Source organism: Nocardioides sp. NPDC059952, assembly GCF_042730435.1.
Lineage (GTDB): Bacteria > Actinomycetota > Actinomycetes > Propionibacteriales > Nocardioidaceae > Nocardioides.
The window spans coordinates 1-8,474 of the sequence record NZ_JBHWLY010000030.1 but is presented as its reverse complement, the minus strand read 5'-3'; the positions used below and the strand labels follow the sequence as shown (position 1 = coordinate 8,474).

At 70.8% G+C, this 8,474-nt stretch carries 9 protein-coding genes; 3 read left to right on the top strand and 6 right to left on the bottom strand.

Annotated elements, in window-relative coordinates; all coding sequences use genetic code 11:
• Positions 1–235 precede the first annotated feature (235 nt).
• Entirely contained in the window at positions 236–586 is a 351-nt protein-coding gene (locus tag ACFV9G_RS15305) for an arsenate reductase family protein (protein WP_378728325.1), read from the top strand.
• Here ACFV9G_RS15305 and ACFV9G_RS15300 read toward each other — a convergent pair.
• From ACFV9G_RS15300 to ACFV9G_RS15285, 4 genes are all read right to left on the bottom strand, one after another.
• Positions 528–1,778 carry a hypothetical protein gene (locus ACFV9G_RS15300; RefSeq protein WP_378728324.1) on the bottom strand — a complete coding sequence of 417 codons (1,251 nt, stop codon included), beginning with the start codon at positions 1,776–1,778 and terminating at the stop codon, positions 528–530. The genes ACFV9G_RS15305 and ACFV9G_RS15300 overlap by 59 nt on opposite strands.
• A gap of 212 nt (positions 1,779–1,990) precedes the next feature.
• Entirely contained in the window at positions 1,991–2,380 is a 390-nt protein-coding gene (locus ACFV9G_RS15295) for a PIN domain-containing protein (protein ID WP_378728323.1), read from the bottom strand.
• A gap of 14 nt (positions 2,381–2,394) precedes the next feature.
• Entirely contained in the window at positions 2,395–2,613 is a 219-nt protein-coding gene (locus ACFV9G_RS15290) for a hypothetical protein (protein WP_091041496.1), read from the bottom strand.
• A gap of 56 nt (positions 2,614–2,669) precedes the next feature.
• The gene (locus tag ACFV9G_RS15285; protein WP_378728322.1) at positions 2,670–3,584 is read right to left on the bottom strand and encodes a GNAT family N-acetyltransferase; all 915 of its coding nucleotides are present in this window, start codon (positions 3,582–3,584) and stop codon (positions 2,670–2,672) included.
• 124 nt (positions 3,585–3,708) lie between these two features.
• Here ACFV9G_RS15285 and ACFV9G_RS15280 point away from each other — a divergent pair, with 124 nt between their 5' ends.
• Positions 3,709–4,605, top strand: a complete 897-nt coding sequence (locus ACFV9G_RS15280) for a superoxide dismutase (RefSeq protein ID WP_378728321.1) — start codon at positions 3,709–3,711, stop codon at positions 4,603–4,605.
• A 74-nt stretch (positions 4,606–4,679) separates the two neighbouring features.
• Here ACFV9G_RS15280 and ACFV9G_RS15275 read toward each other — a convergent pair whose 3' ends face one another.
• Together ACFV9G_RS15275 and ACFV9G_RS15270 are read right to left on the bottom strand one after the other, a co-directional pair.
• Positions 4,680–5,561: a MaoC/PaaZ C-terminal domain-containing protein gene (locus tag ACFV9G_RS15275; RefSeq protein WP_378728320.1), complete on the bottom strand. Its 882-nt coding sequence runs from the start codon at positions 5,559–5,561 to the stop codon at positions 4,680–4,682.
• Positions 5,561–6,883, bottom strand: coding sequence for a 3-oxoacyl-ACP reductase (locus ACFV9G_RS15270; protein ID WP_378728319.1), 1,323 nt, complete (start codon positions 6,881–6,883; stop codon positions 5,561–5,563). The genes ACFV9G_RS15275 and ACFV9G_RS15270 overlap by 1 nt, the downstream gene beginning before the upstream one ends.
• A gap of 152 nt (positions 6,884–7,035) precedes the next feature.
• On the opposite strand from ACFV9G_RS15270, the gene ACFV9G_RS15265 reads away from it, so the two are divergent.
• Positions 7,036–8,325: an acetyl-CoA C-acetyltransferase gene (locus ACFV9G_RS15265; protein WP_378728318.1), complete on the top strand. Its 1,290-nt coding sequence runs from the start codon at positions 7,036–7,038 to the stop codon at positions 8,323–8,325.
• The last annotated feature ends 149 nt before the right edge of the window (positions 8,326–8,474 follow it).

The following is an 8,474-nucleotide window of genomic DNA, read 5'->3' as shown; positions in this document are numbered from 1 at the left end:
ACCGCCCCCCCACCCCCCCCCCCCGCCCCGCCCCCCCCCCCCCCGGCCTGGCCCAGCCGTTTTCGGGGTGGCCTGGGGCTTTAAACCCCGCCCCCACTCGACGGGATTTTCGGTCAGGATGAGCCGACTCGGCGCGCCTGTGCCATCAGCAGGTCAGGAATAAGCCAGCGCACTATCGCACATCCTGGTTGCCTGTCGCGATAGCGCACGAACCCCGCGGGCTAAGGTGGCGGGCGTGGATCAGATCACGGTGTACGAGAAGCCGACCTGCACGACGTGTCGGAACCTGTTCGTCCTCCTCAAGGAGGAGGGGATCGACTTCGAGAAGGTCGACTACCACGTGCTCGGCCTGCGGGCCGAGGAGGTCAGGGACATCCTGGCGAAGACCGGCCTGAGCGCTCGCGACGTGCTGCGGAAGCGCGAGCCGGTCTACAAGGAGCTCGACCTGGGCAACCGCGACCTCTCCGAGGACGAGCTGGTCGAGCTGATGGTGGAGCACCCTGAGCTGCTGCAGCGCCCGATCGTGCTCAATGGTGACCGCGGTGTGCTCGCCCGGCCGATCGAGAAGGTCCGCGAGCTGTTCTGAGCCGGCTCCCGACGGCGCCCAGGAAGGTCCCGATCCGGGCGCGGTGGTCCCAGGCCATCGTGCCCAGCGACCAGAGGCTGAAGGCGAGCACCGAGGCGCCGGCGAGGCTGAGCGCCGCGGGGCCTGCCGCGGTCCAGCGCAGCTGGGTCACCAGCAGCGCCGCCGCTCCGGTCGCGCCGGCAAGCCCGAAGAGGCGGTTGGCCCAGCCGCGTACGCCGCTCTCGCCGCCGCCGGTCACCGCATCGATCGTTCCGGTGAGGATCGTCAGCGGCAGGAAGACCCAGCCGACCCCGCGAGCCAGCCGCGCGCCGATGAGAAATCGCAGGAACCCGCCGTTGGCGCTCCCGCGGGCGAACTGCCGCAGCGCGCCGAGCGAGCGTGACCGGGTCAGTCCGAGCAGGGTCGTACGCAGGAACCGGACGTACGCGCTGCCCTTGCCGACCACGCCGCCGGCGCTCTTGGCGACCTTGCCGACCGTGAGCGCCCCGGCGCCCTCCTCGCCGAGCGAGGCGACGACCTGGCGGGTCGCCCTGACCCGGGCCACGTAGGCGGCGATCCGAGAGCTCAGGCTCTCGGGGAACTCGATGTCGTGGAGCGCCGCGGCGGTCGCGGCATCGGCCCGGACGACCCGGGCGAGGGCGGCGGTGATGCTCGCCGGGTGGGTCTGCGGGTCCTCGAGCAGCGGGTGGCTGGCTGCCACCGCCAGCATGGTCGCCTCGGTGAGCTCGGCCAGCGCGGCATCCAGGTTCACGGCCCCGTCGTGCATCGCCCAGCGGGCATGGCGCAGTGCCTTGAGGAGCAGTTCGCCGCTGCGTACCTCGGCGTCTCGCTCTTCCGGCGTGGCGGCGGTGAGCAGCCCCGGGACCTCGTGCAGGTGTGACTCGACGGCGTCGGCGGCATCGCGTACGCGACGGGCTGCCTCGGTCAGCGCCTCGGTCGACCAGCCGCCGACCTCGGCGAGGCCCGGCGGACCCGTCGGTGGGAGGTAGTCGTTCTCGGTCAGGCGCGGGCAGATCTCGGACTCCTCCGGGACAGGCGCGCCGAGGTCGGCCAGCCCGTCGACGTAGGAACGGACCGCGGCGGCCAGGCGGGTCGAGAGCCACAGCGTCGCCTGTGCCGTCGACGAGCCCGCGAGGCCGCCGAGCACCGGCTCCATCGGGCCGGTGACATCGATCTCGCCGAGCGTGGTCACAAGGCTCGTCCGGGGGCCTGCAGACTGGTGGGGGTCAGCGTGCATGCGCATGTTCTATCGGCCCCGGGATCAACCCGTGGCCGGCCCCCGCCGATCCGCAGCGCGGGGCGCTATCGCACACCCTGGTCGATGGTCGCGATAGCGCACCCCGCCACCAGCCCAGAGCACCCGCCGAGTCGGCTCGTCATCACGAGCCGACGCGACGGGCGAGGTCACAGGCGCAGGCGCTCGACGGACTGGCCGGTGGTGCGGGTGATCAGGTCGACGTCGTTGTCGGCGTGGAGGACCGTGAGGTCGGCCTCCTCCGCGACCGCCGCGACGAGCAGGTCCGGGACCGACGGCGCCCGGTGACGACCGTCGCGCAGCACGATGCGCTGGATCTCCAGCGCCCGTGCCTCCGTACGCGGCGTGAGGGTCGCGAGCGGCATGTGGATGACCGGCACGTCCTCGACGAGCTCGGACCACTCCCGCTCGGAGCGGGCCAGGTGGCCGATCTCGAGCAATGTCGTGGTGGTGATGCGTACTTGTCCCAGCTCGATCAGGCGGGACCACTTCTCAGCGTCGGGGCTGGTGGACATCCGGGCGAGGGCCGACCGGTGCATCAGCCAGGGTCGCCTCACGACCATGCGTCACGCATCAGACCCCGGTCGGCGAGCGGGGCGAACTTCGCGAAGTCGCCGCCGGCCACGGGTCGCGCCGGTGGCAGCGGACGCAGGGCGTCGGGCGTGAACCATCGGCGGAGATACTCGTTGCGGGTGAGCCCGAGCCGCGTCGCCTCGGTGTCGATGCGCGCGAGCTCGTCATCCGAGAGACCTCGGATCAGTACGTCGGACATGTCTGTCCACCTCCTGGACGCAAGATGGTAGCCCAGCGCGGCGCGTCCAGGTGGGATCAGGGCCGGGTCGCGCGGTGCACCCAGGTGGACTCGACCTCCATGCCGACGTGGAGGTAGAGGTCCAGGGCGCCGGTGCGAGAGTCCGTCGACAGGGTCGCGCGCGTCGCTCCGTGAGCGCGGGCAGCGCCGAACGCGTCGGCGAGGAGCGCCTGGGCCAGGCCACGGTTGCGCTGGTCCTTGCGGGTGGCCAGCTTGCTGACGTACCCCTCCCGGCCGTCCTCGGTCATCACCAGCACCGCCGCGGCGACGACGGTGCCGTCCGGGCCGGTGACCACGCGGACGTTCCACGGCTCGGCGCCGGGACGCTCGATGGTGGTGGCGACCCAGTCCGCATAGGGTTCCCGCTCGCGCTCGGACCATTCCAGGAAGGCGTCCTCGACCACCGTCCACACCTGTTCGTGGTCGTGCGGCGTGGCCGCCCGGATGGCGTACGCCTCGGGGAGCTCTCGCACCGCGATCGCCGCGTCCTGCGGCAGCGCCAGCACCCAGGACTCCCAGCGGGGAAACCAGCCCAGGGAGGCCAGCAGCCGGTCGCCGGGTGAACCCTGGGGGACCGGCATGCCGATGACCGGCTCGCCGAGCTCCGCCGCGCGGGCACCGATCCAGCCGGCCAGGGCCGTGCCGATCCCGCGGTCCCAGTGCTCGGGATGGACGGCCGCATCGGCTCGGGCGCCGCCGGAACACTCCGCGTAGGCGACCAGCTCACCGTCGGGTCCGAGCACGCCGACAGTGGCGGCACCGACGTCGAAGGAGGGTCGCTGCCACTCGGCGACGATGTCGGCCTCCTCGATGACGACCTCGCCCACGGTGGCCAGCTCGTTCGCCGCCATCACCCGGGTGACGGCGCCAGCATCGGCCAGCGCCAAGGGCCGCTCGGTGTAGCCGGTGGGAAGGATCATGGCGGTGGTCATGAGGCCCACGGTCCCACCTGCTCACCCCGAGTCGCCACGGGTTATCGGGCCCGCGGCGTACGGTAGGCGAAAGCAGCCGTCTTCCACGCCGGCTCGGGCGGCGCCGACCCCGTCAGGAGCAACGATGTTCCGGATCCGTATCGCCCTGCTCGCCGCGGCACTGGTCGCGGCCCTCGTCCCAGCCACGGCCGACGCACACACGGTCTTCCCCAAGAGATTCGACCTCCCGCCCGGCTTCCAGCCCGAGGGCATCGCGATCGGAGGCGGGCCGACGGCCTGGTTCGGGTCGCGCGTGGACGGCGACATCTACCGCGTCGACCTACGAACCGGCCGCGGAAAGGTGGTCGCCCAAGGCCCCGGCACCGCCACCGTCGGCGTCAAGGTCGACCGTCACGGTCGCCTCTTCGCCGCCGGCGGCCCCAGCGGCAGCGCCAGGGTGATCGACACCCGCACCGGCCGTCTTCTCGCCGACCACCAGCTCACCACCGCGGCCAGCTTCGTCAACGACGTCGTCCTCACCCGCCACAAGGCGTGGTTCACCGACTCCCAGCAGGCCCAGCTCTACGCCGTGCCGCTCGACGGAGGCCCGGTCCGGACCCTCCCGCTCACCGGGGACTGGGAGCAGGTGGCGGGCTTCAACGCCAACGGGATCACCGCCACTCCGGACGGCCGCGGCCTGCTGGTGGTCAACTCGACCACGGGGCTCCTGCACCGCGTCGACCCGCGCACCGGCGTGACCACCGTCGTCGACCTCGGTGGGGCCGGCCTCACCAACGGCGACGGCATGCTGCTGCTCGGCAGGACCTTGTACGTCGTCCGCAACTTCGACAACGAGATCGCCGTCATCCATCTCGACAAGTCCGGCTCCCGCGGCGTCCAGGTCGACACACTGACCAGCGACGACTTCGACGTGCCGACGACCGTCGCCGCCTACCGTGACCGGCTCTACCTGCCCAACGCCCGGTTCACCACGCCCCCGGAGCCCGACACGCCCTACTGGGTCACCGCTGTTCGCCGCTGAGCCGACTTCGCTGCGCGAGCACGAAGCGGCCGCCCTCGGTCATCGGACCGAGGGCGGCCTCGTCGGGCGTGAGCTCAGAGCGCGGTCGTACGGCCCACCAGATGGAGCGTGTCCGAGCCGCGCTGGTGGAGCGAGAAGTCGTAGCCGTCCAGGTGCTTCAGCGACCCGAACGCGACCGAGGACGGCAGGAAGACCGGCTTCTTGAACGCCACGTCGACGCGTACGGCACCGGGCAGCCGGTTCTCCAGGGCCGCGATGCAGCGCGCCTTGGTCCACATCCCGTGCGCGATCTGCCGCTTGAAGCCCAGCGCCTTCGCGGTCAGCGGATAGAGGTGGATCGGGTTGTAGTCGCCGGCGACCTTCGCGTAGCGCCGGCCCAGGTCGGCCTTGAGCGGGAAGACCGGCCCGGACGGGTCGACCTCGGCGAAGTCGGACCTCCACTCGACGTCGGGGTTGCGCTTCCCGCGGACGAGGTAGGTCGAGGTGGACTCCCACACGACCTCACCCTCGACGGTCGCGACGGTCAGGAACCGGTACGCCTTGCCGACCGGGTGCGGCTCGGGCTGCCCCACGGTGGCGGTCACCGAGACCGCCTCGCCGACCGAGATCGGGCGGTAGCCGCTGATCGAGTTCTCGATGTGGACCATCCCCATCGCGGGCGAGGGGAAGTCGGGCGAGGACATCAGCGCCATGTGCAGCGGGAAGGCCAGCATGTGCGGGTAGGGGAGCGGCACGGTGTCCTTGATCGGGAAGCCGCACAGCTCGGCGTACGCGTCGACCGCGCTCCGCTCGAGGACGACCGGCTCGCGGGTGAGGCTGAGCTCCTCGTAGGCGACGCCGGTCTTCTTGATCCCGGGGAGCGCGTTGATGCCCGGGATGGCCGGCAGCGCCGCCCGGACGAGCAGGCCGGGACCGGACTTTCCGGTGAAGCTGGGCTCGATCCTGGGCGTGCTCATCAGGCCCCCAGCATCATCTGGCCGCACACCCGCACGACGTTGCCGTTGACGCCGGTCGATGCCGGCGAGGCGTACCAGGCGATGGTCTCGGCGACGTCGACCGGCAGGCCACCCTGGGCCATCGCGTTGAGCCGCTGGCCGACCTCACGCGTCGCGAACGGGACCGCCGCGGTCATCTGGGTGATGATGAAGCCCGGGGCGACCGCGTTGATGGTGATGCCATCGGGAAGCTCCTCGGCCAGCGAGTCGACGAAGCCGATGACGGCGGCCTTCGAGGCGCCGTAGGAGGTCTGGCCGAGGTTGCCGGCGATACCGGCGATCGAGGAGACGCCGATGATGCGGCCGTTGGGACGGACCAGTTTCTGCTCGAGCAGCGCGGCCGTGATCCGCTCCGGGGCGCTGATGTTGATTTCGAGCACCTTGCCGAAGCGGTCGGGCTTCTGGTTGGCGAGCTTCTTGTCGAGCGTGACGCCGGCGTTGTGCACGACGATGTCGACGCCGCCGAACTTCTCCTGGAGGTAGGCCGCGATCTTGGCGGGCGCGTCCTCGGCGGTGATGTCGGCGGTGATGTAGTCGGGGGTGACCTTCTTCAGGTCGTCCTCGGCCGGCGGGATGTCCAGGCCGACGACGGTCGCACCGTCGCGCTGCAGCACCTTGGCGATCTCCTCGCCGATGCCGCGCGCGGCGCCGGTGACGAGCGCGACCTTGCCGGTCAGGGGCTTCTTCGGGTCGACCTGCTCGGCGGCGGGGGAGGCGTTCTTGGTGCCGATCCGCACAACCTGGCCGGAGACGTAGGCGCTCTTGGGGGAGAGCAGGAAGGCGAGGGTGGAGAGCAGCGAGCCTTCGAAGCCCTCGGCGACGTAGACCAGCTGGACGGTGCCGCCCTTGCCGATCTCCTTGCCGAGGCTGCGGGTGAAGCCCTCCAGCGCGCGCTGGGCGACCCGCTCGCCACCCTCGAGCAGCTCGGGCGGCGTGCCGATCACGACGACGCGCGGGTTGCTCTCCAGGCTGCGCAGCACCGGGGTGAAGAACTCCTGGAGCGCGACCAGGTCGGCGGTCGAGGTCAGGCCGGTGGCATCGAAGACGAGGCCCTTGAGCTTGGTGCCCGGGGTCGCGGCGTCGGTCGAGGTGATGTCCAGCTCGCCCAGAAGCCCGCTCAGCGACTCGGCCAGACGACCACGTCCGCCGACGAGGACGGTGCCCTTCACGAGCGGGGCGCCAGCTGCGTACCGCTCGAGCTTGGTGGGATTGGGCAGGCCGAGGTTCTTGACGAGGACCTTGCCGATCGCCGACTGGGTGAAGCTCTGGTACTTGTCGCTCATGGTCTGCTCTGATCCTTCTGGACGTGGTCTCTGAGGCGTACGTTGGTATGTTACTCGCCAGTTGTAACTAGAGGTGTAACTCGGTGTCCACTTTTCGTGATCTCCCTGACATACCCTTCTCCAAAGCGCTTCATCAGACAAGGATGAACCCTATGACCACTGCTCAGGCCACGCGCCGTGTCGCCATCGTGGGCGGCAACCGTATTCCTTTCGCCCGCTCCAACGGTGCGTACGCGACCGCGTCCAACCAGGAGATGTTCACCGCCGTCCTCGACGGTCTCGCCGCGCGCTTCGGCCTCGAGGGCGAGCGCATCGGGGAGGTCGCCTCCGGCGCGGTGCTCAAGCACTCGCGCGACTTCAACCTGACCCGCGAGTCGGTGCTCGGGTCGAAGCTGGCGCCGGAGACCGCCGCCGTCGACCTGCAGCAGGCCTGCGGCACCGGCCTCCAGGCGGCGACCTACATCGCCAACAAGATCGCGCTCGGCCAGCTCGACTCCGGCATCGCCGGCGGCACCGACACCACCTCCGACGCGCCGATCGCGCTGGGCGAGAAGCTCCGCAAGGTCCTGCTCGAGGCCAACCGGGCCAAGTCCAACATCGACCGCGTCAAGGCCTTCGCCAAGCTCCGCCCCGCCGACGTCATCCCCAACATCCCGGCCAACGTCGAGCCGCGCACCAAGCTCTCCATGGGTGAGCATGCCGCGCTGACCGCGCAGGAGTGGGGCATCACCCGCCAGGCCCAGGACGAGCTGGCCGCTGCCTCCCACCAGAAGCTGGGCGCTGCGTACGAGGCCGGCTGGTTCGAGGACCAGATCACGCCGTTCCGCGGCCTGGAGAAGGACAACAACCTCCGCCCGGGCTCGACCGTGGAGAAGCTCTCGACGCTCAAGCCCGTCTTCGGGGTCAAGGGTGAGAACCCGACCATGACGGCCGGCAACTCGACCCCGCTCACCGATGGCGCCTCCGCGGTGCTCTTCGCGTCCGAGGAGTGGGCCGCCGCCAAGAACCTGCCGGTCCTGGCCTACTTCGTCGACGCCGAGGTCGCCGCTGTCGACTACGTGGCCGGTGGCGAGGGCCTGCTGATGGCTCCCGCCTACGCCGTCCCGCGCCTCCTGGCCCGCAACGGCCTGACCTTCGACGACTTCGACTTCTTCGAGATCCACGAGGCGTTCGCGTCGCAGGTCCTGTCCACCCTCGCCGCCTGGGAGTCCGCGGACTTCTGCAAGGACAAGCTCGGCCTCGACGCTCCGCTCGGCACCGTCCCGCGCGAGAAGCTGAACGTCAAGGGCTCCAGCCTCGCGGCCGGCCACCCCTTCGCCGCCACCGGCGGCCGGATCATCAACAACCTCGCCAAGCTGCTCGACGAGAAGGGCTCGGGCCGCGGCCTGATCTCCGTCTGCGCCGCCGGCGGCCAGGGCGTCGTCGCCATCCTGGAGAAGTAGACCTCACGCCGAGGCGACCCACGTCTGCCGAGGCGTCACCCGCGTCGGCCGAAGCGTCACCCGCGCAGGCCGAAGCGTCACTCCCGTCGGCCGAGTTGGCAGCCAGCTGCCGCTTCGGCCGGCGTACGTGACGCCTCGGCCGTCCGGAC